A 24,380-nucleotide genomic window follows, 5' to 3' on the forward strand; every position below is an offset into this window, starting at 1 on the left:
GTAAGTGAGGACCTTTTTCATGGCTTAGGTCCCGCCCTTGGCGTGCGCTTTGTTCTGCTCGGTTTGTTGTAGGCCGCAAAGTCTTAGGGCCTCATCTGGTCTTTTTGTGGCATAGTCAGCCCCTGTCAGCGCCGTTACGTCATCAGTCTTCTCAACGTCGAGAATGGAGCCGCCGACCACAATAGGACAAGGTTCCTCGCACGAAGTTTTAATAACATCAATGATATGGCGCAACGATTCAAGCGTTTCACCAGCGGATGATGATATAAATACGGCCTCAAACCTAGTACGTGACAGCCGATTGGCAATATCTTCCGGTTTGCCGCCCAAAATCAGCTTCACAGAAAAGCCCTTGCGCCGCAGTTGGCTGCTAAGAACAATCGCGCCAAGCGTGTGATACACCTCTTGCGGTACAATCAAAAGAATTGATGCGTTTTCGTTCTGCGTCGCGCTATCGCTTGCCCAGTTGGGCCCCAATGCGCGCATCATGGCCTGCAACCGCGATACACCTATCGTTACCCCTGCAAAACTAAGCTGATCCACGCACCACAGGTCACCCATATCACGCGCAAGGGCCGGAATATAAAAGTCGGCGAGGTCCTCCGGACGTATGCCGTCGGCAAGCGCAGATCTGATCGCACGTCTGCTGGCTTCGGGGTTCTGGCTAAGTGCGGCATCCTTCAAATCCTCGAAGAGGACAGGATCAAGATGGCGCGAAATATCTTCGGTCACAGCTTCAGCGACACGGCGGCCGACAGCGCCCCGTGGCACCTGAGGCACTACCGGCTCTTTCTTGACGCCAAACTTATGACGATCGGCCATTCGCTTGTCCTTTAGCTGAAGTACTGCGCGGAGGCGTTCTATACAGCAATTGCGTCATTGTCAGGTGTGACGTCCAGAATGTCAAAGTAAATTGACATATATGGCAGTCTTGTCCGTGAAAGATTTGAAAAGTCTTATGTAAAATTGGTACTTACACGCAATTTCGGGGCAAAGCAGGCTGTCAGCTACATTCGGTCACAGTGTGTAACTTAAAGTTGACACATGGGGCGAATGACACCTATTCTTGACACAAGACACTGTCAGGGAAACTTAACATGGCCATTGCCGACACGAATACAGCAAGTGTGCAAACACTCGGCAGGCGGCTGTATTCTGATGCAGAGCGGGCCCGCCGTGACGCCACCAAATGGACCCTTGTTCAGGGTATTTTGGCGCCACTCCAGTTCCTCGTATTTCTTGCCTCGCTTGTCCTGGTGCTGCGCTACCTGATCACCGGGGCGGGCTATGACGTTGCCACGCTTTCAATCGTCATCAAAACCGGCTTTTTGCTGTTGATCATGGTGACCGGTGCGATCTGGGAAAAAGTCGTCTTTGGACAGTACCTTTTTGCACCGGCGTTCTTCTGGGAAGATGTGTTCAGCTTTGCGGTTATCGCATTGCATTTGCTTTATATTTTCGCGCTCTACTCAAGCGCGCTATCGCCAAGCGGTCTGATATATCTGGCGCTTGCGGCGTATGCGGCCTACGTCATCAACGCCGCCCAATTCGTCTGGAAACTGCGCCTTGCGCGGTTGGATGCGGAGGCACGGGCATGAACGTACCTCTCACCCCCGCAAACGGCGGCTGCCGGACCGCGCCGATCCTCAAAGAGCGGGGCCAGCGCGAGGTGTTTTGCGGTTTGACCGGCATCATCTGGTTGCATCGCAAGATGCAGGACGCGTTCTTTCTTGTAGTCGGGTCACGGACCTGCGCGCATCTGCTGCAATCGGCGGCTGGCGTGATGATTTTTGCCGAACCCAGATTCGGCACTGCGATTCTCGAAGAGCAGGATTTGGCCGGTATGGCCGACGCCCACAAAGAGCTTGATCGCGAGGTTGCCCGCCTCTTGGCGCGTCGTCCTGACATCCGCCAGTTGTTTTTGGTCGGGTCTTGTCCCTCTGAAGTGATCAAAATCGATCTGGCGCGTGCGGCAGAACGTCTCAGCCAGGTGCATGCGCCGCATGTGCGGGTGCTGAATTATTCCGGTTCCGGCATCGAGACGACTTTTACCGAAGGTGAAGACGCCTGCCTTGCCTCAATGGTGCCGGTTCTGAAGGACACAAAAGCGCGCGAGCTGCTTGTTGTCGGTGCGCTGCCTGATGTTGTCGAAGATCAGATGGTGTCGCTTCTCACCGATATGGGTATCGGCCCGATCCGCCTGCTCCCAGCGCGCCGGATTGATGACACGACTGCGGTCGGCGAAAACACGGTGTTTGCGCTGACCCAGCCGTTCCTTGGTGATACGCATGCGGCACTGGAACGTCGTGGCGCACGCCATCTGGCCGCCCCCTTCCCCTTTGGTGATGAAGGTACGACCGCGTGGTTGCGCACGATTGCCACAGAGTTTGGCGTTAGCGCCGAGACGTTTGAAGCCGTCACCGCCGCCCCCCGCGCCCGTGCGCGCAAAGCGATTGCGCAAGCCGCCGAGGCATTGCGCGGCAAATCGGTGTTCTTCTTCCCTGACAGCCAGCTGGAAATTCCGCTTGCACGCTTCCTGACCCGCGAATGCGGCATGACCGCGATCGAAGTGGGCAGCCCCTATATTCACGATGCCCTGCATGGCCCCGATCTTGATCTGTTGCCTGCCGGTCCGCAGATTTCCGAAGGGCAGGATGTTGATAAACAACTGGCACGCGCCCGTGCCGCGCGTCCTGACCTCACGGTTTGCGGCCTTGGCCTTGCCAACCCGCTTGAGGCCGAGGGGCTGTCGACCAAATGGGCGATCGAACTGGTCTTTACGCCCGTCCATTTCTACGAACAGGCGGGTGATTTGGCCGGTCTCTTCTCGCGTCCGCTGCGGCGCAAGGCCGTTCTCCAGATGGAGGCCGCCGAATGAAACTGACCGTCTGGACATATGAAGGCCCGCCCCATGTTGGCGCGATGCGCGTCGCCACCGCGATGAAGGGCTTGCACTATGTGCTGCACGCCCCGCAGGGCGATACCTATGCCGATCTGCTGTTCACGATGATCGAACGCCGCAATCACCGCCCGCCTGTCAGCTATACCACTTTTCAGGCGCGAGATCTGGGTGCCGATACCGCGACCCTGTTCAAAGCATCCTGTCAGGATGCCGTTGACCGGTTCCAGCCAGAGGCGATTATTGTGGGTGCGTCCTGCACTGCGGAATTGATTCAGGATGATCCGGCGGGTCTGGCCGAGACGATGGGCCTATCCATTCCCGTCATTCCGCTCGAATTGCCAAGCTATAGCCGCAAGGAAAACTTTGGCGCGGATGAGACGTTCTACCAGATCGTCAAAACGCTGGCCCAGCCACAAGAGCGCACGGCGCGTGTGACGTGCAACATCTTGGGTCCGACTGCGCTGGGCTTTCGTGCCCGCGATGATGTGGAAGAACTGACCGGGCTTTTGTCTGAAATGGGGATCAACGTGAATGTCGTTGCCCCTTTGAACGCAACACCATCTGATATTGCACGCCTCCCAGCGGCGCATTTCAATGTGTTGCTGTCGCCCGAGACCGGTGAGGCAGCGGCGCGGTTTTTGGAAAAGAACCATAACCAGCCGTTCACCAAGGTTGTGCCAATCGGTGTTGGCGCGACACGCGACTTTATCAAGGAAGTGGTCGCCATCACTGGCAAATCCGTTGCCGTTGATGAAAGCCGCCTGCGGATGCCGTGGTGGTCGCGCTCGGTCGATAGTACCTATCTGACCGGCAAGCGCGTCTTTATCTTTGGCGACGGTACCCACGTTGCCGCCCATGCGCGGATCGCCCGCGACGAGATGGGTTTCGAAGTTGTCGGTATGGGTTGTTACAACCGCGAAATGGCGCGTCCTATTCGGGCGCTGGCCAAGGAATACGGCGTCGACGCCCTGATCACCGATGATTACCTCGAGGTCGAGGCGGCGATTGAGGCGCTGAGCCCTGAAATGATCCTTGGCACCCAGATGGAGCGCCATATCGGCAAGCGTCTGGGCATTCCCTGTGCCGTCATTTCCGCGCCCGTCCACGTGCAGGATTTTCCCGCCCGCTACTCCCCGCAAGTCGGTTTCGAGGGCGCAAATGTCATCTTTGATACGCTGATCCATCCGCTGGTGATGGGTCTGGAAGAGCATCTCTTGACGATGTTCCGCGACGATTTCGAATTCCACGATGATGCCGGCGCGAGCCACCACGGCGGCAAGGCGAAAGCCAAGGTCGAAGAAACCGTGGACGTGCCCGCAGAGCCGCAGGGCGACAATGTGATCTGGCTGTCGGATGCGGAACGCGAGTTGAAAAAGATCCCGTTCTTTGTGCGCGGCAAGGCCCGCCGGAACACCGAAACCTTCGCTTTGGAAAAGGGCCTTCACGAAATCAGCCTTGATACGCTCTATGAGGCAAAGGCCCATTATGCGCGATGAAGTGATGCATAAGCCCTACCGCGTGGTGATTGTCACGCTGGATGCCCACGCAGCGGGACCGGCCTTGCGCGTGTCGGCACGCTTGGCACCTGATTTTCCGGGGCTCGACGTGCAGGTGTTTTCAGCCGCTGAATGGTCTGAATCACCCGATGCATTGACCCGCGCCCGCGATGCTGTTGCGCAGGGTGATATCATCATCGCAAACCTTCTCTTCCTCGAAGAACATGTGAAGGCGATTCTGCCCGCGATGGAGGCCCGCCGCGCGGCATGCGATGCGATGCTGGGTGTCATTGCCGACGGCGAGATCGTCAAACTGACCCGTATGGGTGACTTGGACATGTCCAAGCCTGCCAGCGGTGCCATGGCGCTTTTGAAGAAGTTACGTGGCTCGTCCAAGCCGACCGCCGATAGTGGTGCCAAGCAGATGAAGACGCTGCGCCGCCTGCCCAGGATCCTGAAACTGATCCCTGGCAAGGCCCAGGATCTGCGCGCCTGGTTCCTCGCGATGCAATACTGGCTTGGTGGTTCTGACGACAATGTCGAGCAGATGATCCGCTTCCTGATTGGTCGTTATGCGAACCGTGCCGACTGGCGCGGCGCGCGGGCGGCTCTGCCGATCGAGTACCCTGATGTCGGGCTCTATCACCCTGATCTGCCGGATCATAAGATTGTCACTGACCTTGCTGACCTGCCGCGGCCTGCGACCCCGGTTGCAACGGTCGGTTTGCTGATGCTGCGGTCCTATATCCTTGCCTCTGACTGCGCCCACTATGATGCGGTTATTCGTGCGTTCGAGGCCAAGGGTGTCCGTGTCATCCCTGCTTTTGCTGGGGGTCTCGACGGGCGTCCGGCGATTGAAGATTATTTTCAGGGCAACATTGATGCGCTGGTGTCACTCACCGGTTTCTCGCTGATTGGTGGGCCTGCCTATAACGACAGTGACACAGCCGTTGCTGTACTGGGTGCGTTGAACGTGCCCTATATCGCGGCCCAACCGCTGGAATTCCAGACGCTTGGGCAGTGGGCGCAAAGCGGTCAGGGTCTTGGCCCGATTGAAACGACAATGCTGGTCGCCCTGCCCGAGATAGACGGCGCGACAAACCCGACTGTTTTTGCCGGTCGTCATGGTGTCGGTGGTTGTCATGGCTGTTCGGTCAATTGTGCCGTGCAATCAGATTGCAAGGCGATGGCCCCCTGCCACGAGCGGATTGCAAACCTCGTTGAAAAGACGCGGCGCTTGGCGCTGCTGCGGCGCAAGGAAAATGCCGAAAAGAAAGTTGGCGTTGTGCTGTTCGGTTTCCCGCCGAATGCCGGTGCCGTTGGCACGGCGGCCTATCTGGGCGTGTTTGAAAGTCTGTTCAACACGTTGAACAAGATGAAAACTGACGGCTATAGCGTTGACGTGCCCGACACGGTTGATGATCTGCGCGCCATGATCTTGCAGGGCAATAGCGCCCAATACGGCCAGCAGGCCAATGTTGCCGCCCATATTGATGCCGACACCATCGTGCGCACTAGCCCGCATCTGGCCGAGGTTGAAACGGTTTGGGGTCCTGCGCCGGGGAAAATCCAGTCCGACGGACGCGGCGTCTACGTGCTGGGGCATCATTTCGGGAATGTTTTTGTCGGCGTGCAGCCTGCCTTCGGGTATGAGGGCGACCCTATGCGCCTTTTGTTCGAGAAAGGCTTTGCCCCGACGCACGCGTTTGTCACCTTCTATCTATGGCTGCGCAATACTTTCAAAGCCGATGCCCTGCTGCATTTCGGGATGCATGGCGCGCTTGAATTCATGCCGGGCAAGCAGGCGGGTCTGGGGGCTGATGACTGGCCGGACCGTCTGATCGGCGAGATGCCGAATATCTACCTTTATGCTGCGAATAACCCGTCCGAGGCGACACTGGCCAAGCGCCGGTCCAATGCGATTGTTGTGACGCATTTGACGCCACCTTTGACCACGGCCGGTTTGTATAAAGGCCTGGCTGATCTCAAGGACAGCCTGACCCGTTGGCGTGAAATGCCAGCCGAGGACAACCAGCGCGCCGATCTGGAACAACTGATCCGTGATCAGGCCCATGCCGTTGATATGAACGCAGGTGACATTGATGGTCTGTGGCTCAAGCTCTTGGAAACCGAAGGGTCGCTGATTACCGAAGGCCTGCATGTTGTGGGCAAGCCATTGTCGGACGCCGCACGCGCCGAGATGGTTGCGATGATGCCTGAAGGTGAGGCAGCAGATCGTGCGGTGGAATTACTGAAAGAAGATCACGAACTGCCTGCGCTGATGCGCGCGCTGTCGGGCCATTTTATTGCGCCTGTGCCCGGTGGTGATTTGATCCGCTCGCCCCAGATTGTGCCAACCGGCCGGAATATCCACGCATTCGATCCGTTCCGCATGCCCACCGCATTCGCGATGGCCGAGGGTGCCAAGCAGGCCGATCTCTTGCTGGCAACACACGCCAGCGTTCCCGGAACCGTTGCCTTGGTGCTTTGGGGCTCGGATAACATCAAATCCGATGGCGGACCGATCGCACAGGCACTGTCTTTGATGGGTGCTGTACCACGGTTTGACAATTTTGGCCGCCTTGCCGGTGCCGATCTGATCCCGCTGTCCACATTGGGACGCCCGCGCATTGACGTGGTCATGACACTGTCGGGCATCTTCCGCGATCTGCTGCCTTTGCAGACCAAGATGTTGGCCGAAGCCGCGCTGAAATGCGCGCAAGCCGATGAACCGCTGGCACAGAACTTCATTCGCGCCCATGCGCTGGCTTATGCGGAAGAGATGGGATCTGATCTGGAGACTGCGGCTTTGCGTGTCTTCAGCAATGCCGAGGGTGCCTATGGGTCGAACGTCAACCAGTTGGTAGATAGCTCTGCCTTTGGGGACGAGGATGAATTGGCCGATGCCTATGAGGCGCGCAAATCCTTTGCCTATGGCGTGAACGGCAAAGCCGCACAGAACCCCGCTTTGCTGCAAAAGGCGCTGAAAGACGTGGATCTGGCCTATCAGAACCTTGAATCGGTCGAACTGGGCGTTACCACCGTTGACCATTATTTCGATACGCTGGGCGGTATTTCCCGTGCTGTGAAACGTGCCAAAGGTGGCCAAAGCGCCCCTGTCTATATCGGCGATCAGACCAAAGGGGCCGCCAAGGTGCGGACCCTTCAGGATCAGGTCGCCCTTGAAACACGCAGCCGCAGTCTGAACCCCAAATTCTATGAGGCCCTGCTGAACCACGGCCATGAAGGCGTGCGCCAGATTGAGGCCCATGTGACCAATACGATGGGCTGGTCCGCAACCACCGGTGAAGTTGAGCCTTGGGTTTATCAGCGCCTGTCCGAGACATTCGTTTTGGATGAGGCGATGCGCAACCGTTTGGCGGCACTGAACCCGCAAGCCTCGATGCGGATGGCAAACCGCCTGCTTGAGGCATCTGACCGCGCCTATTGGTCACCCGACGAAGACACATTGGCCGCCCTGCAGGACGCAGCGGACGCCCTTGAAGATCGCATGGAGGGGGTCGCAGCAGAATGACCGCTTTCACAATGAATATAACAGGAAGGACTCTGATATGAGCCCGAGAGACGAAGTACCAAACCTACGCGGCCAGGATGGCGAAGGGTCCGTTCAGGTGCATCAGCCCGAAGATGCCAAGATCGAAGGCGCAAAGGTATTTGCAGTCTACGGCAAGGGCGGGATCGGGAAATCGACCACATCATCCAACCTGTCGGCGGCATTTTCCATGCATGGAAAGCGCGTGTTGCAGATCGGCTGTGACCCCAAGCATGACAGCACATTCACCCTGACAGGGAGCCTTGTCCCGACGGTGATTGATATTCTCAAGGATGTTGATTTCCATGCCGAGGAACTGCGCCCCGAAGATTTCATCTTTGAGGGTTTCAACGGTGTGAAATGCGTCGAGGCCGGTGGCCCCCCTGCCGGTACAGGCTGTGGTGGGTATGTTGTCGGCCAGACGGTGAAACTGCTCAAGCAGCACCACCTGCTGGAAGACACCGATGTCGTGATCTTTGACGTGTTGGGCGACGTGGTTTGCGGTGGTTTTGCAGCCCCGCTGCAACACGCCGATCGTGCGTTGATCGTGACCGCGAATGATTTTGACAGCATCTATGCGATGAACCGGATCATCGCGGCGGTGCAGGCGAAATCATCCAACTATAAGGTCCGCCTGGCGGGTTGCGTCGCAAACCGCAGCAAGGACACCGATGAGGTGGATCGCTATTGCGATGTGGTGGGCTTTAACCGCCTTGCACATATGCCCGATCTTGATGCGATCCGTCGCAGCCGTCTGAAGAAAAAGACCCTCTTTGAAATGCCAGACGACGAAGACGTCGTGCAGGTGCGCAAGGAATACATGCGTCTTGCTGAAACGCTGTGGAACGGGACTTTGCCGCTGGCGCCCGAATGCCTGCCGGATCGTGAAATCTTTGAATTGTTGGGTTTTGATTAATGACCAACTACGCCACCACACGTGACAGGGTCGAACACTATTTCGACCGCACGGCCACCAAGGTCTGGGAGCAGCTGACATCAGATGCGCCCGTTTCCGGTGTGCGTGCGACTGTGCGTGCGGGGCGTGACCAGATGCGTGCCCTGATGCTGGCGCAACTGCCCAACGATCTGCGCGGTGCGCGGGTACTGGATGCAGGGTGTGGCACAGGTACGATGGCGGTCGAGCTGGCCCAGCGGGGCGCGGATGTGGTGGCCGTTGATATTTCGCCTGCTTTGGTGGGGATCGCGGAACAGCGTATGCCGGCCAATCTGGCGGGCAATATCACATGGGTTGCCGGCGATATGCTCGACAGCACGACAGGTGTGTTTGACTACATCCTCGCGATGGATTCGATGATCTACTACAGCGCCTTGGACATCGCCGGACTGCTTGCCAAGGCCAGCCCGCGTCTGGAGGGCAAGTTTGTCTTTACCATCGCCCCACGCACCCCGGCCCTGATGGCCATGTGGCGTGTCGGCAAGATGTTCCCGCGTGCAGACCGCAGCCCTGTGATGGTTCCGCAAACCGTCGTCGGCGTTGCAGATGCCTTGCGCACATCAAGCGTAAAGGGGCGCCTGAAGGAGATCGAACGGGTCAAATCAGGCTTTTATATTTCCACAGCATTGTCATTCGAGGGTCCAAAACCATGATCTTCAAGGCATCATCCCTCAAAAAGATTTCGGTTGATCTTTTGCCGTTCAGCGATGCGGTGAGTGATGATCTGCCGCTGGGCCAGTTGCTCCGCCTGTCGCTGTTTCAGGTGTCGGTCGGCATGGCGGCGGTGATGCTGTTGGGCACGTTGAACCGTGTGATGATTGTCGAATTGGGGATTGGCGCAACGCTGGTTGCCGCAATGATCGCGATCCCTGTGCTGGTGGCGCCGTTCCGTGCGCTCGTGGGGCATAAATCGGATAACTATAAATCCGCCATCGGGTGGAAGCGTATTCCCTATCTTTGGTTCGGCACCATGTGGCAGTTCGGCGGTCTTGCGATCATGCCGATGGCCTTGCTTGTGCTGTCGGGCGACCGCACGCTCGATTTCCCGATTGCGGGCTATGTGGGTGCGGGTCTTGCGTTTTTGCTGACCGGGATCGGCATGCATATGACCCAGACGGCGGGTCTGGCGCTGGCCGCTGACCGCGCGACGGAAGAAACGCGGCCCAAGGTCGTGGCACTGCTTTATGTGATGAACCTGCTGGGCATGGCATTTTCGGCCATCCTGATTGGTGCGCTCTTGCGCGATTACTCTGCGCTGCGTTTGGTGCAGGTGGTCCAGGGCACAGCGGTTCTGACCCTGCTGTTGAACCTGATTGCCCTGTGGAAGCAGGAACGCGTGAGCCCCATGACAAAGGCACAGCGTGAAGAGGCGGCACCGACGTTTCGTGATGCGTGGAATGATCTGGCCGCCGGTGGTGATGCGGGGCGTCTGCTTGCCGTTGTCTTTATTGGTACGATGGCCTTCAACATGCAGGATGTGCTGCTTGAGCCCTATGGTGGTGAGATCCTCGGGTTGTCAGTGTCCGCAACCACGCTGCTGACAGCGATGTGGGCGCTGGGCGCGCTGGTCGGTTTCGGTTTTGCGGCGCGCTGGCTGGCAAAAGGCGTTGACCCTTACCGGATGTGCGCACGCGGTATTCTTGCGGGAATTCTGGCGTTTTGCGCTGTCATCTTTTCGGCACCCATCGGGTCGCCATTGCTATTTTATATCGGCGCGGCCCTGATCGGGTTTGGAGGCGGCCTTTTCGGCGTCTCGACCCTGACCGCTGCCATGACAATGCCCACAATCGGCAAAGCCGGTCGTGGTTTGGCCCTTGGCGCATGGGGGGCTGCACAAGCCACCGGCGCGGGGCTGTCCATCTTTATCGGGGGCACTGTGCGTGACCTCGTGAACCATGCCGCTGGGAACGGCACCTTGGGAGAGGCGCTCGCCACGCCTGCCACCGGCTATTCGGTCGTTTATCATACCGAAATTGGCCTCTTATTCCTAACCCTGATTGTGCTGGGGCCGCTTGTGCGGTTGCGGCCCATAACCACCGGGGGGTCTGCCAAGCTGGGATTGGCAGATTTCCCGACCTAACCACCGAAAGGAAAAACCAATGGTTGGTGTAGAATTTTTTGGAGACTTCGATCTGGCGAGCGCAGCGATATGGCTCTTCTGGATCTTCTTTGCGGGGCTTGTCTATTACCTGCAAACCGAAAACATGCGTGAAGGTTATCCTTTGCGGGACGACGCCGATGGTGTGCCTGCGAACGAAAGCCTGTTTCCTTTGCCGAAGGAAAAGACCTTCAAACTGCGCGATGGCCGCGGTGAATTGACAGTGCCTTCACGCGCATTCGAAGACAGCAAAATGCGGACTGATCTTGCCTTGGCGCAGTCCTCTGCCTCGACCGGTTCGCCGTGGATTCCAACTGGTGATCCGATGATTGATGGTGTCGGTCCTGCTGCCTGGGCACCACGCCGCGATGCACCGGAACTGGACGCGCACGGCCATGTCAAGATCAAGCCGATGTCGATGCTGCCTGACTTCAAGGTGTCTGCCGGTCGTGATCCGCGCGGCAAGGCCGTTGTCGGTGGTGATGGTGAAGTCGTCGGACGTGTCACCGATATGTGGGTCGACGTGCCCGAGCAGATGGTCCGCTTTCTGACGGTTGATCTGAACCCAGAAGGCACAGGCAAAACACGTCTGATCCCGATGAACCTTGCCAAGATCGGAACTGACCGCGTGACGGTCAAATCGCTCTACGCAAGCAACTGGGACAACGTGCCAACGACCAAAAGCATGGAGCAGGTCACCCTGCTCGAGGAAGACAAGATCATGGCGTACTACGCCGGTGGCACGATGTACGCCTCCTGATCCGGTCCGATGAAAACACGCTGCGTTCCCGGTTCGCCACCGGGGCCGCCCTGGCTACGAAAGGGAACCTACCATGAGCCACGACGATTTTAACTTTGAACCCATCAGGGGCCTGCCAGAGCAGCTGCCCGAAGGGGAACATATCTTGTGGCAGGGTGCCCCTGATCCGCGGCTCTTGGCGCGCGAAGCACTGGGGGTGCGCTGGGTTGCGGCCTATTTCGCATTGCTCGCCTTCTGGCGGGTGGGTGTTTCGGCCGCGGATGCACCTTTCGGCATCGCATTAATGCATGGTATCCCGTTCATCGTTTCCGGCCTGATCGCCTGCGGTATCCTTTACGGGATCGCCTATGTGCAGGCACGCTCCAGCGTTTACACGCTGACGAACAAGCGCGTGGCCATGCGGATTGGCGCGGCGCTGACCATGACGCTGAACCTGCCCTACACATGGATCGGGACCGCCAAGCTGGACCTGAAACCATCGGGTCACGGCACATTGGCGTTCGAGTTGATTGGCGAAACCCGCATTTCCTATCTGATGTCATGGCCGCACGTCCGCCCTTGGCGGATGGCGCGCACGCAGCCGGCGCTGCGCTGCATCCCTGACGCCCAGAATGTCGCCCGGATCTTTGCCGAAGCAGCCGAGACCCGGATTTCCGAGCCACGCATCGCGCGTGTGTCGCAACAAGACGGCAACGCCGTCGCAGCGGAGTAAAGCTCATGTCACAACTTGAACAACAAATGCGCCACCGCGACCGCGATATGGTCCCGCGTTTTCTGGTGCAGGCCATGTTTGGCCTGATGGCGGCGGCCCTTGCCCTGGTGGCCTATGCGCAATGGTTTGACGTACCGAACCGGGGTGTGCTGGTCGAAGCGCCCGTCGTCCAATCACTTGAGATTGTGATGGAGGGCAACCGGAGCGGCATTTACGAAGTCAGAACCCCAGAGGGTGAATTGCTTGCCTCTTCTGCTGATCACAAAGGCGGTTTTCTAGGTGTGATCGGCCGCGTCGTGGAACGGTCGCGCTTTGTGAATAACGCCTCGCAAACCGCACCGATCACCGTTGTACGCCGTGAAAACGGTAATATCGCCATTATCGACGAGACCACGGACCTGCGGGTCGAATTGATTGGTTATGGCAAAGATAACGTAGCAGCCTTCGCAAGACTGCTGGATTGAAACCGAACGCAGGTTAGCCCCCTGCGTTGAATGTGAAAGGGAACTCACATGGGACTATTTACAAGAGAGAAAGAGACCGCGCCATGTACGGTCACGATCTCGCACCGGTTCGAAGAGCTGTCGGCGCATGTGCGTCTGGATAATGGCGCAGTCATCTATCCGGGTGACACCGTGCAGGTACAGGGACCAGAGATTATGGCCGCCTTTGGCGAGATGATCGAAGAAAAGCGCACTGCGGTCATTACCCGCGCCAGCAAACTGGAACAGCTTTGGACCCGCGCCACCGGCGATTTCGAGTTCATGGAGCTTTGCGAATTTTCCTTTAGCGAAGAGGTGATGTCATGAACATGCATTCATCCACTGCCGCCACTGCCGAAGAGGCGATTGCCGCACAAGAAGCGCTGCCGCCGCTCACCAATGAAGAAGCGACAAAAGTGGCGATGTCCAACACGCTGCTGACGCCGCGTTTCTACACCACCGATTTCGATGAGATGGATGCGATTGATGTCTCCTCGGTCCGCGAAGACTGGGACGTGTTGATCGGCCAGATGAAGGCTGACCCCAACAAGGGCCACTTCAAGAAAAACGAAGACTGGGACCATGTGGATTGGGACGGGATGGAGCCGAAGCTGAAGGCCGAGTTCATCGACTTTCTGATCTCGTCCTGCACGGCTGAATTCTCGGGCTGTGTGCTTTATAAGGAAATGAAGCGGCGCGGATCCAACAAGGATATCACCGAGCTGTTTCAGCTGATGGCCCGCGATGAGGCCCGCCATGCCGGTTTCATCAACGACGCGCTGCGCGAAGCAGGCATTGCCGTGAACCTTGGCTTTCTGACGCAGGCCAAGAAATACACCTATTTCCGGCCCAAGTTCATCTACTACGCGACTTATCTTTCCGAAAAGATCGGTTATGCGCGCTACATCACGATCTTCCGTCACCTTGAAGCCCACCCCGAGCACCGCTTCCACCCCATTTTCAAATGGTTCCGTGAATGGTGCAACGACGAGTTTTCGCATGGTGAGGCCTTTGCCCTGCTGCTGAAAACCGACCCCAAGCTGACGCAAAGCTGGGCGAACCGCATGTGGATCAAATTCTTCCTGACGGCTGTCTTCTCGACCATGTGGGTGCGCGACCACCAGCGCCCCGAATTCCACAAGGCGCTGGGCGTTGATCCCAAGTGGTACGGCCAGGAGGTGTTCCGCAAGACCTCGGAAATCTCGACACAGGTATTCCCGATGACATTGGACATCAACCACCCCCGTTGGGAACCGACCCTGAACCGGATGCAGGATGCGAACGTGCAGATTGCTGCAGGCCGCAAGCAAGGCGGGATCGGCGGCTGGGTCAAGCGGATGGCCGGATCGGCCAAGGCCGGTTACGCCTTCGTCAGCCTGCTGACAATTCCGGTTCACAAGAATGCTGTTCCTGACAGCCCGCGACTGGAGCCTGCATACTGATGACATCGCCCTGGATCGCATCGCTGATCGCTATTTTCGCCTGGTGGTTCGCCACCGGTGCGATTTTGGTGGCGGTGCGGCGGGCGGACCGTTTGGATCGCCACGGCATAACCACTTTCATGGGCCTGCCATTGCTGGCGGTCGGTATCTGGGCCGTGGCAGTGTCTTTGCATGATGCCAGCGTCGTTGGCGTCTACATCGGCTTTGCGGGGGCTTTGGCGATTTGGGGTTGGATCGAACTTGCGTTTCTTGCGGGTGTAATCACTGGTCCCATGCGCGATGATTGCCCCCCCGGTCTTGCCGGGCGGGATCGGTTCTTTCGTGCATTCTCAACTGTGGCCTACCACGAACTGGCGCTGACCCTTGGCCTTTGGGGTCTGGTGATCGCATCGGAAGGTGCCCCGAACCGGATCGCGCTTGCGATCTACCTCGTGCTGTTCATCGCGCGCATTCTGGCAAAGCTGAACCTCTATTTTGGCGTGCCGCGGATCAATACGGAATTCGTGCCGCTGAGGCTCAACCATCTGAAAACCTATTTCCGGCGCGGTCCGGTGACACTCGCGTTCCCAGCTGCGATCACCATTCTGACCGCGCTGCTCGCCGTCTGCGCCGAGCGGCTCTGGTCCGCCGGATCAGAGGTGACTGTCGCAGGCTATGCCCTGCTTACCGCAATGGCAGGGCTTGCCCTGCTTGAACACTGGTTGATGGTGGTTCCGCTGCCTGATGCAAAACTCTGGCGCTGGATGCTTCCGGCGCAAAAAACGATGTCCAAAGAAGAAAGATAAGACCGATGGATTTTGACGCACTTTTCAATGCACAGCTGTCCCAACTCAAGCAGGACGGCAACTATCGGTACTTTGCCGAACTTGAACGCAAATGCGGGAAATTCCCGCGCGCGGCCAACCACGCCGAAGATGGCGTGCGTGATGTGACAGTCTGGTGTTCGAACGACTATCTGGGCATGGGTCAACATCCGACGGTCATCGGCGCGATGTGCGAAGCAGTCGAGCGCACCGGCACCGGCGCAGGCGGCACGCGCAATATCTCGGGCACGAACCACGACCACCTCTTGCTGGAGCGTGAGCTGGCCGATCTGCACGGCAAAGAGGCGGCACTGCTTTTCACCTCTGGCTATGTGTCAAACTGGGCCGCGCTAAGCACCTTGGGCAGCCGTTTGAAGGACTGCGTGATCCTGTCGGATGCGGGCAACCATGCCTCCATGATCGAAGGCATCCGCCATTCCCGCGCCAACAAGGTGATCTGGAAGCACAACGACGTGCATGATCTGGAAATGAAGCTGCGCTGTCTGCCAGCTGATGTGCCCAAGATCGTTGCCTTTGAGAGCGTCTATTCCATGGACGGTGATATTGCCCCGATCAAAGAGATCGTCGAAGTGGCCGAAAAATACGGTGCGATGACCTATCTGGATGAGGTCCATGCCGTTGGCATGTATGGCCCGCGCGGTGGCGGTGTCAGCGAACGTGAGGGGCTAGCAGACCGGATTACCCTGATCGAAGGGACATTGGGCAAGGCATATGGTGTTGTCGGTGGATATATCACCGGATCGGCGGCGTTGTGTGACTTTATTCGTAGCTTCGCCTCGGGCTTCATCTTTACCACAGCACTGCCGCCAGCGGTCGCTGCAGCTGCGCGCACCTCGATCGCGTATCTCAAGGAATCAGAGATAGAACGCGCCCAACAACGGCGTCAGGTGGCGCGCCTGCGTGCGGCGCTCGATCGTGAGGGGATTCCGCATATGGAGAACGACAGCCATATCGTGCCGGTGATGATCGGTGATCCTGTCAAGACGCGCATGTTGGCCGATTACCTGATGCGCGAATGGGATATTTATGTGCAGCCGATCAACTATCCGACCGTTCCGAAGGGGACCGAGCGGCTTCGGTTTACACCATCACCGCTGCATACAGATGCAGATATCGATCATCTTATCAATGCGTTAAAGGTGTTGTGGCGCCAATGTGCGCTCGCGCATGCGGTGGCATAACGCGTATCACGGATTCTTTTGCATGCGGGGGTGGACCCTTTGGTTTCCCGCGTTACATTAAGCGCCGACTGGGGCGAACGGTCACAGAACTAGATCGAAGAGGAATACGATCATGAAACGTTTTACTATCGCAGCAGCATTTGCTGTTCTTTCCGCACCCGCCTTTGCTGACGGCCACGCCGCGACTGTCGGTGACGCCGCAGCTGGCGAAGAGCAATTCAACCGTCAGTGCGTTGCATGCCATGTTGTCGCAGACGCATCCGGCGAGGTTCTTGCAGGTCGCAATGCACGTACTGGTCCAAACCTTTACGGAATTGCCGGTCGCACGATGGGATCGGTTGAAGATTTCCGTTACAGTGATGCGCTGATCGAACTGGGCGAAGCTGGTACACCTTGGACTGAGGAAGCCTTTGTCGGTTACGTTCAGGATCCGACAGGCTGGCTGCGCGAAACGCTCGACAACCGTCGTGCACGCGGCAAGATGGCTTATCAGGTGCGCGAAGAAGGTCAGGCCTACGACCTTTACGCTTACCTCGCGACATTTGCGGCTGAGTAAGAGCCTTCACAGCGGGCAACCGTTGTTCTGAATGAAAAAAGGCCGTCGGGGAAACCCGGCGGCCTTTTACATGTCGGTGATCAAGTTCGCGATCGTTTCGGGATCTTCCTCATGCGCGAGATGCCCTAGTCCGGCAAGTTCCGTCAATCTTGCCTGAGGAAGCTGTCGGACAGCACTGCGGCTGACCTCGGGTGGTACAGCCTTGTCGCCAAGTGCCGCGATCAGATGGACCGGCACGTCAATCCTGCCAAGCCGTGCCATCAGCCCATCGAGGGACCATTGTGCCATCATCGAAAGCGTTGCATCGACGTGGCCCTTGTCAGTGGCCAGCCGGTAATAAAGATCAATCCCCCGCTCATCGAGCGTTGAGCCGGTACCTTCGATAAGCTGACGGACACTGTTTCGCGTTGTTGTTTTGGTAAAGAGACGCGCCGCAAAAGGTGAAACGGCCAAGGCCTTGGCCATTATCGGAAAGAGCCAGCCAGCGACCCCTTTGAAATTCCCAAGAGCGGCGTTGATCCCCACGATTCCCTTGGCGGGCTGCAGTCCCAGTTCCCACATGCGCAGCGCAATAGCCGCACCTGCGGAGTGACCGACAACGATATCAGGCGACCAGCCTTGGTTGCGTGCCAGTGCAAGCAGGTCCGCTGCCACGTGATCCAGCCCGCAGCGTTGTTGCGCTCCCATTTGGGTAAACCCCTGACCGGGCAAATCAACCGCCACAACATGGTGGGTGCGCGCAAGAATAGGAAACAAGCCACGGAAACTCTGCGTTGCCCCCCCTGCGCCATGGATCAGCAGGATTGTGGGTCCGATCCCGTGTTCCTGAATATGCCAACGGTGCGGACGGTGCAGAACCTGCCGCGAATATACCGTCAGAGGCCAGCCTTCGGCATCCTCGGGCCACCGCATCAATCGCCCAACGCAGTGGCGACGGATTTGGAAAGGCGCTGGGCATCGGCGCGCGGCAAGGGCAGATAGGCCGCATCAAGCGTCTGCGCAAGGTTGCGCAACGCAGGTTCGGGCCGGTTGCCGGTGTCGATCACAATCGCATCAACGCCATTTGCACGCAGAACGCGGGCGATTTGCTGGGCATCAGTGGCCGCCTGTTTGCGGTCTGCACGCCCATCCAGCGCGATATTCGCCCGCCCGTCGGTCAGGATTGCAATCGTCGGTGTCATGCCACGGCGGGTGGCCTGGACAGCTTGTTCAAAAGCGGTGACCATACCAGCGGCCAGCGGTGTGCCGCCGCCGCCGGGCAGGGCCGCCAGGCGCCGTTTGGTTTGCACCAGTGAACGGGTGGGTGGCAGCAACAGCTCGGCTTCGGTCCCGCGAAAGGCGACAAGTGCCACGTGATCGCGGCGCGCATAGGCTGCGGCCAGCAGCAGTTCCACCGCACCCTTTGCCTCGGCCAGACGGGTGAGGGCGGAGGACCCAGAGGCATCAACCGTAAAGATCAACAGGCGGTCGGATTTTTCCTCGAACCGTTTGATACGGATATCTGCGGGGCGGATGTGCAGACCGTCGCGGCCCGTCGCGTTGCGCCGGATCGTTTGCCAAGGGGCCGCGGCGCGCAACGTGCCGATAATATCAATCCGTGCACCATCGCTGATATGCCCCGCGCGTGATGGCAAAGGTCGGCCGCGCCGGTTGCCCTTGCGTGCGGCCCCCGTCCCGTTACCACGCCCCGCCCGCGCCTTTTGCGCGGCCAGTTGCTCAAGCAGGTTATCCGGCAGCATGGCACGGACGGCCTCAAGCAAAAGCTCATCAGGCAGATCAAGGCTGTCTTCGGGGCCTTGGTTTTCGTTGTTCTGGTCGGGGGGCGGTGCAGGTGGCTCTTCGTCCTGCGATTCAGGCTCCGGCACCCGCGTTGCGCGGTGTGCCAAGGTCAGCGCGCAAGCAATTTCAACATCCTCGGACGTGATCTGTGTGCGGCCCATCAGAGCGGCATTGGCACGGGTGGCGCGCAGGGCGAATAGTGGCGCACGCATGCTATCAATCCCGAGGTCGCAGGCGATGCGCGTGACTTGCTCGAGCAGGTCGGTGGGCATTCTGACGTCACGCAATGCGATCGGGGCTGTGGGCGTTGTAGGAATGATATCTTGCAGGGCGCACTCGGACAGATCGACATGAAAGGCCAGCCGCTCGGCCAGTTTGGGGTTCAGGCATTCGTCGGGCTCTGCGCCTTCATCCAGTGCAATCAGGTTGTGATTGGTGCTGCGGTCCAGCGCGACCGCGAGCCGCGCCGCCAGCCCTGTTGTGGCGCGTTCAGCCATTGTAAGCACCAAGGTGCATGGCGTTTCAAGCAGCCCTTTTTCGCGGATCATCCGGCCACTGGCCAAAGTCGCCGAAAGGTCCAAACCGCCAAAGAGCGCCTCGTCAGATATGGCGGGGTGCAGGCGGCGGGCGTCAGGTGAAATCATTTCCATCAGGCGCGCACGAACGGGGCCAGAACGCGCACGAATGCAGATCCCGCCAAGACCCGGATCAAGCGCGAGCAATTGCAACGCGCGCGTTGCGTGATGCCAGCTTTCCCTAGCCAAGGACTTCTTCCACGGTGCGGGCGACGCGTGTGCCACTGCCTGCTTCGTCCAGTGGATCGCGGCGCAGGCGGTGGCGTAGCGCCATGGGGGCAACGGCCTTTACGTGGGCACGGGTCAATGCGGTATCGTCACGCCACGCGGCATAGGCGCGGGCGGCTTTGAGCAAGGTCAGTTCACCGCGCAAACCGTCCGAGCCCAGCGCGAGGCAAAGTTCGGCTACGTCGACCAGCGTTTTTTCGGGCGTTTTGAGCTTCGCCAGCGCTTTGCGCGCGGTCAGGATACGTTCGCGGATCGCTGCGTCTTCCGCCTGCCAGCGCAGCATGAATGCGGCATTGTCGTTCTCGAATGCATCGCGTCGCTTGATGACATCGACACGGGTAGCAACATCTTTGGGTGATGCGACCTCAACCGACAAACCGAAACGGTCCAAAAGCTGCGGACGCAATTCGCCCTCTTCGGGGTTGCCGGACCCGACCAGCACAAAGCGGGCGGGGTGGCGGATTGACAGGCCCTCACGTTCGACAACGTTTTCACCGGATTGGGCGACGTCGAGCAGAAGATCCACAATGTGATCCTCAAGCAGGTTCACCTCATCAATATAAAGATAGCCACGATTGGCGCGCGCCAGCAGGCCGGGTTGAAACGCTTTCTCGCCTTTGGTCAGCGCCTTTTCGATATCAAGCGCACCGGTCACGCGGTCTTCGGTCGCGCCAAGCGGCAGGTCAACGACCGGCGTTGGCATCTCATGGGCGCGTTTTGTTTTCAGGCCTGCCCAGTCGGGCACGTCCTTGGCGGTGGCTGCATTGATCGGGCATCCTTTGATCGCGTTGATCGGCGGCAGCAGGGCGGCCAGCGCACGCACGGCGGTGGATTTGCCTGTGCCGCGATCACCAAAGACAAGGACCCCGCCGATGCTGGCATCAATCGCAGTGAGGATCATCGCCTGTTTCATCTCGTCTTGGCCGACGATGGCGGAAAAGGGGAATGGTTGCATTATGCGGCCTCAAGTTTGGCTAAGGGGGAGGTGCCGTTCCAGGTGCCGCGATCCGAATGGACGGCAAAACGGGCGTAGAGTTCTTCGCGAAACCAGCCTTCTTCGCGCACGGCGCGGATTGCTTCGGCGTGCGGGCCGGTACGGGCAAAGCTGGCCATCGCTTTTTCGGAAGGCCAGATCGAGAAGGTCACCTGATGTAGCATCGGCACTTCGCCGATGCCGATCTTGAAGGCAACGTTGGGATCTTTGCCGATCATTTCCGAAATGTTCGGCACACGGCCCCAAAATCTGGTCAGGATGCTGGGTTTGATGGTTGCGCGCGTGAGTGCAGCAAGCGGGCCGGTGGTTTGTGCCATCGTCGGTTCGAAAGGTGATTGGCCCGCCCATGCGCCGCGCGATGTCTGCGTTTGGAGAAAGACGGTCCAATCCTCGGCGGCACGTTTCTGGTAAGTCGCGAAAATGCCTGATTGTGTGCGTGCTTGGGCCGTTTCCGCATCGGGCCACGTGGCAAGGATCGCGTAAACAGCGGTGTTGGGGACGGGGGTAAAACCTTCGCCGGTGCCTGATCCGCAGAGCTTCCAGAATCCGATGTCGGGCGTTCGTGCCAGAGGCAGTCTTGCGCCGCCCATCATCGTCAACGCCCAAGCACGGGCAATGGGCCCACTGAAGCGGAAGAATGACAGGCTGACGGTTTGAGTCACGGTGAAGACCTCTGATCGTGTCAACTAATCCTGACATATGTGGTCCGTTTTGGGAAGATGTTGACATAATAATTGTCAACTTGTGTTTACACTACTAGAGTTGAGCCATGATGATAGACCAACAGAGCGATTCAAACGCAGCAATTGTGATCGGTGCGGGGCTTGGCGGCCTCGCTGCGGCCATGCGCCTTGGGGCCAAAGGCTATGCCGTTACCGTGCTGGACCGGCTGGATAAGCCCGGCGGGCGGGGGTCCTCTGTGACACAAGATGGCCACCGATTCGACCTGGGCCCGACGATTATTACTGTGCCGCAAGTCTACGAGGCGCTTTGGACCGCTTGCGGACGTGATTTTCACAAAGATATCGACCTGCGCCCGATGGACCCGTTCTACGAGGTGCGCTGGCAGGATGGATCCACCTTTACCGCCCGTCAGGACACCGACGCGATGCTGGCCGAGGTCGCGCGGCTCAGCCCGCGTGACGTGAAAGGCTACAAGCGGTTTTTGAAGGATAGCGAGGCCTGCTACAAAGTAGGGTTTGAGGGAATGGTCGCCAAGCCGATGCACAGGCTTTGGGAAACCATCAAGGTGCTGCCGCAATTTGCGGTACTGCGCGCGGACCGGTCCATCCTTGGGCTGGCAAAGGCCCGCGTGAAAGACCCGCGTTTGCGCATGGCCTTGTCGTTTCACCCGCTGTTTATCGGGGGTGATCCGCGGCATGTGACGTCGATGTATGCGCTGGTGGCGTATCTGGAAAAGGAATTCGGCGTGCATTACGCCATGGGCGGCGTACAGGCGATTGCGCAGGCGATGGTCGGCGTGATCCGGTCGCAAGGCGGGCAGGTGCGCCAAGGGGCCGAGGTGGATGAAATCCTGATCAAAGACGGTGCCGCCAAAGGTGTGCGTTTGTCAGACGGTCAGGAAATCGCCGCTGATCTTGTGGTCAGCAACGCCGATGCAGGCCACACCTATCAGCGTCTGTTGCGCAATGCGCCGCGCAAACGCTGGACAGACCAAAAACTGAAATCGCGGCGCTGGTCTATGGGGCTTTTCGTTTGGTATTTCGGCACCAAAGGCACTGCCAAGATGTGGCCCGATGTGGGCCATCACACCATCACCAACGCGCCACGTTATGAGGGGCTGCTGAAGGATATCTTTATCAAAGGCAAACTCGCCGACGATATGAGCCTTTATATCCACCGTCCCTCCAAGACAGATCCCAGCGTCGCTCCGGTGGGGGATGACACGTTTTATGTGCTATCGCCTGTCCCGCATCTGGGCTTTGATGACCCTGTTGATTGGGCCAAAGAGGCCGAGAATTACAAAGCCAAGGTCATGGCCGAGGTTGAAAAGACAATCCCCAGCTTTGCAGAACATATCACCACCGAAATGGTGCTCACGCCCGAGGATTTCCGCGACCGCTATCTGTCGCCCAACGGGTCCGGCTTTTCGATTGAGCCGCGCATTCTGCAATCTGCGTGGTTCCGCCCTCATAATATCAGCGAAGAGGCCAAGGGCCTGTTCCTTGTCGGTGCGGGCACCCATCCGGGTGCAGGTGTGCCGGGCGTGATTTCCAGTGCCGAAGTGCTGGCGAAACTGGTGCCTGATGCGCCGGTTGTGCCTGAACTCAAGGTTGCTGCGGAATGATCCGCGCCGATGATCTTGAACATTGCCGCGAGGCGATCCGTCATGGATCATTGTCGTTTCATGCCGCGAGCAAACTTTTACCCGCCAAGGTGCGTGACCCTGCGCTGGCACTTTATGCCTTTTGCCGTCTGGCCGATGACGAAGTCGACGAGGGCGAGTATCAGGCAGGTGCCGTGTTCCGCCTGCAAGACCGTCTGGACGCGGCCTTTGCCGGCAAACCCCACAACGCCCCCGAGGACCGCGCCTTTGCCGCGATTATCGAAGATTTTGAGATGCCCCGCGCCCTGCCCGAGGCCCTTTTGGAGGGGCTCGCATGGGACGCAGCCGAGCGGCGTTATGACACGCTGAGCGGTGTGCGCGATTATTCCGCCCGCGTGGCCAGTGCCGTGGGCGCGATGATGTGCGTGTTGATGCGCGTCCGTGATCCCGATGCGTTGGCGCGGGCCTGTGATCTGGGCGTTGCAATGCAGTTGACGAATATCGCGCGCGATGTGGGCGAAGACGCGCGGATGGGGCGGATTTATCTGCCGCTGGATTGGCTGGCCGAGGCGGGCATTGATCCCGTGAACTTTACCCGCGAAACCCTGCCAACGAATGACGTGCGGCGTATGGTGAAACGTCTTCTGGCCGAGGCGGACAGGCTTTATCTGCGGTCCGAGGCGGGGATTGACGTACTGCCGCTGCAAGCCCGTACAGGTATCTGGGCTGCGCGCCTGATTTACGCAGGTATCGGCAAACAACTGCGCAGGCAGGGCTTTGACAGTATCTCGATGCGCGCAAGAACCTCGGGCGCGCAAAAGCTGGGCTGGTTGATGCAAGCCGGAGCGCGGACGGGCATATCACTGATCATGCCGAAATCGGCAGTGATCTATGCGAAACCCCTGCCGGAAGTCGCATTTCTGGTTGATGCCGCCAGCCGCGCCAAGCCTGACCAAAAGCGGGCATCATCGGTGCTCGATATCTTGGCCGAGTTGAAAGTGCGCGAAGCAGGCATTGGAACTGACCGTCCGATGGCCTAAGTGTGTTGGGTACCTTGAAAGGGCCCTGCAATGGATTTTCTGCTTTTTTGCCTCTTTTTGGCGGCGACCTTTGGCGCAGGCGCGACGGGTGCGCTTTTCCCGACCGGTGAATGGTATAAAAGCCTGAACAAACCGTCGTGGACACCGCCCAACTGGGCCTTTCCGGTTGCCTGGACCTCGATTTATTTGCTGATCTCTTTCGCGGGCGCCCGCGTTGCCGTGCTGGATGGCAACGCCTATGCGATGGCATTCTGGGCAATACAGATCGCGTTCAACGCGCTTTGGACGCCGGTGTTCTTCGGGGCGCGCAACCTGAAGGGCTCGATCCCGATCATGGTCTGTCTGTGGATTGCCGTTCTTGGCGCTACGATCACCCATTTCCAGCTGGATTTCTGGGCGGGGCTGGCCTTTGTGCCCTATCTCGCGTGGGTCACTGTGGCTGCTGCTCTGAACCTTGCGATGGTGCGTCTGAACCCCGATCAAAAGCCGCTGCCGCTTCAGAACCTCTGATCCCTC

The 24,380-nt window shown here is 58.7% G+C and carries 23 protein-coding genes; 18 read left to right on the forward strand and 5 right to left on the reverse strand.

Features of this window, described 5'->3' with window-relative positions:
* Window positions 1-24: 24 nt before the first annotated feature.
* Entirely contained in the window at window positions 25-822 is a 798-nt protein-coding gene (locus C7964_RS00580) for a cobalamin B12-binding domain-containing protein (protein WP_110277784.1), read from the reverse strand.
* 275 nt (window positions 823-1,097) lie between these two features.
* Between C7964_RS00580 and bchF the strand changes: the two genes are divergently transcribed.
* From bchF to C7964_RS00655, 15 genes are all read left to right on the forward strand, one after another.
* Window positions 1,098-1,598, forward strand: coding sequence for a 2-vinyl bacteriochlorophyllide hydratase (gene bchF / locus C7964_RS00585; RefSeq protein ID WP_110277785.1), 501 nt, complete (start codon window positions 1,098-1,100; stop codon window positions 1,596-1,598).
* Window positions 1,595-2,878 (forward strand): ferredoxin:protochlorophyllide reductase (ATP-dependent) subunit N, encoded by a 1,284-nt coding sequence (locus tag C7964_RS00590; RefSeq protein ID WP_110277786.1) that lies wholly within the window; start codon window positions 1,595-1,597, stop codon window positions 2,876-2,878. Before bchF ends, C7964_RS00590 begins: the two co-directional genes overlap by 4 nt.
* Window positions 2,875-4,398 (forward strand): ferredoxin:protochlorophyllide reductase (ATP-dependent) subunit B, encoded by a 1,524-nt coding sequence (gene bchB, locus C7964_RS00595; protein WP_110277787.1) that lies wholly within the window; start codon window positions 2,875-2,877, stop codon window positions 4,396-4,398. Before C7964_RS00590 ends, bchB begins: the two co-directional genes overlap by 4 nt.
* On the forward strand, window positions 4,388-7,933 hold the full coding sequence (locus tag C7964_RS00600; protein WP_110277788.1) for a magnesium chelatase subunit H: 3,546 nt from the start codon (window positions 4,388-4,390) through the stop codon (window positions 7,931-7,933). Before bchB ends, C7964_RS00600 begins: the two co-directional genes overlap by 11 nt.
* Window positions 7,934-7,970: 37 nt before the next feature.
* Window positions 7,971-8,867: a ferredoxin:protochlorophyllide reductase (ATP-dependent) iron-sulfur ATP-binding protein gene (gene bchL, locus C7964_RS00605; protein ID WP_110277789.1), complete on the forward strand. Its 897-nt coding sequence runs from the start codon at window positions 7,971-7,973 to the stop codon at window positions 8,865-8,867.
* Window positions 8,867-9,559 carry a magnesium protoporphyrin IX methyltransferase gene (bchM, locus tag C7964_RS00610; RefSeq protein ID WP_110277790.1) on the forward strand — a complete coding sequence of 231 codons (693 nt, stop codon included), beginning with the start codon at window positions 8,867-8,869 and terminating at the stop codon, window positions 9,557-9,559. The genes bchL and bchM overlap by 1 nt, the downstream gene beginning before the upstream one ends.
* Window positions 9,556-10,986 (forward strand): PucC family protein, encoded by a 1,431-nt coding sequence (locus tag C7964_RS00615; RefSeq protein WP_110277791.1) that lies wholly within the window; start codon window positions 9,556-9,558, stop codon window positions 10,984-10,986. Before bchM ends, C7964_RS00615 begins: the two co-directional genes overlap by 4 nt.
* Before the next feature lie 19 nt (window positions 10,987-11,005).
* Window positions 11,006-11,764, forward strand: a complete 759-nt coding sequence (puhA, locus tag C7964_RS00620) for a photosynthetic reaction center subunit H (protein ID WP_076660305.1) — start codon at window positions 11,006-11,008, stop codon at window positions 11,762-11,764.
* A 73-nt stretch (window positions 11,765-11,837) separates the two neighbouring features.
* A complete protein-coding gene (gene puhB, locus C7964_RS00625) occupies window positions 11,838-12,476 on the forward strand; it encodes a photosynthetic complex putative assembly protein PuhB (protein WP_110277792.1) in 639 nt (212 codons plus the stop codon).
* Between the two features lie 5 nt (window positions 12,477-12,481).
* Entirely contained in the window at window positions 12,482-12,940 is a 459-nt protein-coding gene (gene puhC / locus C7964_RS00630; RefSeq protein ID WP_110277793.1) for a photosynthetic complex assembly protein PuhC, read from the forward strand.
* Window positions 12,941-12,988: 48 nt separating this feature from the next.
* Window positions 12,989-13,285, forward strand: a complete 297-nt coding sequence (locus tag C7964_RS00635; protein WP_110277794.1) for an O2-dependent cyclase accessory protein — start codon at window positions 12,989-12,991, stop codon at window positions 13,283-13,285.
* Entirely contained in the window at window positions 13,282-14,400 is a 1,119-nt protein-coding gene (gene acsF, locus C7964_RS00640; protein ID WP_110277795.1) for a magnesium-protoporphyrin IX monomethyl ester (oxidative) cyclase, read from the forward strand. Before C7964_RS00635 ends, acsF begins: the two co-directional genes overlap by 4 nt.
* On the forward strand, window positions 14,400-15,185 hold the full coding sequence (puhE, locus tag C7964_RS00645) for a putative photosynthetic complex assembly protein PuhE (protein ID WP_110277796.1): 786 nt from the start codon (window positions 14,400-14,402) through the stop codon (window positions 15,183-15,185). Before acsF ends, puhE begins: the two co-directional genes overlap by 1 nt.
* Before the next feature lie 5 nt (window positions 15,186-15,190).
* Window positions 15,191-16,405 carry a 5-aminolevulinate synthase gene (hemA, locus tag C7964_RS00650; RefSeq protein WP_110277797.1) on the forward strand — a complete coding sequence of 405 codons (1,215 nt, stop codon included), beginning with the start codon at window positions 15,191-15,193 and terminating at the stop codon, window positions 16,403-16,405.
* A 112-nt stretch (window positions 16,406-16,517) separates the two neighbouring features.
* On the forward strand, window positions 16,518-16,961 hold the full coding sequence (locus C7964_RS00655; RefSeq protein ID WP_110277798.1) for a c-type cytochrome: 444 nt from the start codon (window positions 16,518-16,520) through the stop codon (window positions 16,959-16,961).
* A gap of 66 nt (window positions 16,962-17,027) precedes the next feature.
* Here the strand turns inward: C7964_RS00655 and bchO are convergent, their stop codons facing one another.
* The 4 genes from bchO to crtA are packed head-to-tail and all read right to left on the reverse strand — an operon-like array spanning window position 17,028 to window position 21,199.
* On the reverse strand, window positions 17,028-17,873 hold the full coding sequence (gene bchO, locus C7964_RS00660) for an alpha/beta fold hydrolase BchO (RefSeq protein ID WP_110277799.1): 846 nt from the start codon (window positions 17,871-17,873) through the stop codon (window positions 17,028-17,030).
* The gene (locus C7964_RS00665; RefSeq protein ID WP_110277800.1) at window positions 17,873-19,504 is read right to left on the reverse strand and encodes a magnesium chelatase subunit D; all 1,632 of its coding nucleotides are present in this window, start codon (window positions 19,502-19,504) and stop codon (window positions 17,873-17,875) included. Before C7964_RS00665 ends, bchO begins: the two co-directional genes overlap by 1 nt.
* Entirely contained in the window at window positions 19,497-20,501 is a 1,005-nt protein-coding gene (gene bchI, locus C7964_RS00670; RefSeq protein ID WP_110277801.1) for a magnesium chelatase ATPase subunit I, read from the reverse strand. Before bchI ends, C7964_RS00665 begins: the two co-directional genes overlap by 8 nt.
* Entirely contained in the window at window positions 20,498-21,199 is a 702-nt protein-coding gene (gene crtA / locus C7964_RS00675) for a spheroidene monooxygenase (protein WP_110278492.1), read from the reverse strand. Before crtA ends, bchI begins: the two co-directional genes overlap by 4 nt.
* Window positions 21,200-21,306: 107 nt before the next feature.
* Here crtA and C7964_RS00680 point away from each other — a divergent pair, with 107 nt between their 5' ends.
* From C7964_RS00680 to tspO, 3 genes are read left to right on the forward strand one after another with little or no spacing between them, the layout of a single operon-like run.
* Window positions 21,307-22,845 (forward strand): phytoene desaturase, encoded by a 1,539-nt coding sequence (locus C7964_RS00680; RefSeq protein ID WP_110277802.1) that lies wholly within the window; start codon window positions 21,307-21,309, stop codon window positions 22,843-22,845.
* Window positions 22,842-23,864: a 15-cis-phytoene synthase gene (gene crtB / locus C7964_RS00685; protein ID WP_110277803.1), complete on the forward strand. Its 1,023-nt coding sequence runs from the start codon at window positions 22,842-22,844 to the stop codon at window positions 23,862-23,864. Before C7964_RS00680 ends, crtB begins: the two co-directional genes overlap by 4 nt.
* A 30-nt stretch (window positions 23,865-23,894) precedes the next feature.
* Window positions 23,895-24,374 carry a tryptophan-rich sensory protein TspO gene (gene tspO, locus C7964_RS00690; protein WP_110277804.1) on the forward strand — a complete coding sequence of 160 codons (480 nt, stop codon included), beginning with the start codon at window positions 23,895-23,897 and terminating at the stop codon, window positions 24,372-24,374.
* The last annotated feature ends 6 nt before the right edge of the window (window positions 24,375-24,380 follow it).

Source organism: Loktanella sp. PT4BL (assembly GCF_003201935.1).
In the GTDB taxonomy this organism is placed as follows: Bacteria; Pseudomonadota; Alphaproteobacteria; order Rhodobacterales; family Rhodobacteraceae; genus Yoonia.